Origin of the sequence: Allochromatium palmeri, from assembly GCF_009720725.1 — a bacterium.
Classification (GTDB): Bacteria; Pseudomonadota; Gammaproteobacteria; order Chromatiales; family Chromatiaceae; genus Thermochromatium; species Thermochromatium palmeri.
Genome location: NZ_WNKT01000146.1, coordinates 1 through 811 on the forward strand (window position 1 = coordinate 1; position 811 = coordinate 811).

Annotated in this window: 1 protein-coding gene; it reads left to right on the top strand. The window is 53.4% G+C overall.

The features are described 5' to 3' along the window. The first annotated feature begins 333 nt into the window (after positions 1-333). Positions 334-663, top strand: a complete 330-nt coding sequence (locus GJ668_RS21335; protein WP_155451806.1) for a helix-turn-helix domain-containing protein — start codon at positions 334-336, stop codon at positions 661-663. The last annotated feature ends 148 nt before the right edge of the window (positions 664-811 follow it).

Genomic DNA, 811 nt, shown 5'->3' on the forward strand with positions numbered 1-811 from the left:
GCAAACCCTTCCGGCCAGGGTCGTCGAGATGATGAACGTGCAGAAGCGTCAACGATGCGGTTAAGTTGGCGCCTATGCCGGTGCTCCCCCTCCCCTCAGCCAAGCCCCCCCATTTGGCCATGTCGCTAAAGCGTGAGCCTGGTCGAACAGGCGTGATAGTAGCAATCTGCTATTTATTTCTGAGTCTCAAAATGCTACTGTCGTCTTTAGATCACGCAACATCGGCGATGAAGAGCGACCCGATCCACGCGCTCACACAGTCTCATTCGTATCGCCTGATAGTATCCTGGAGCTTGAGCGGTAAGAGCGACTTGCAGACTTGCGGATGCCTCATTGAAAACCTTCGATCTACTTGAAGCATCCGCTTTCCTCCGGATGCACCCTGAAACCCTACGACGTCTAGCCGCTGCCGGGGAAGTTCCTTGCGCCAAGCCCAGCAGCAAGCATTGGCTGTTTATTGACGAAGATCTGGCCGAATGGCTGCGCTCGCGCTACTCTGAAAAAGCGCGGGCGGTTGAGCCGAGAGGAACGACGACATGCTCTACCGCCGACCCAATAGCCGGCACTGGTGGGTGCGCTTCACCACACCAGACGGCAAAGAAATACGACGCTCTACTGGAACGGAGGACAAGAAAGACGCCGAGGAGTACGAGGCACAACTGAAGCAGAATGGCTCTCCCGGATTTAAAGTAAATCGAAAATTCATATAAAAACAACGACTTAATCTGCATTTCGCCTATACACACATGATGAGAGATTGGCTGGGCATTGGCGCCTTAAGTCATTGATTTTCTGTCGATGGCACAGCGAA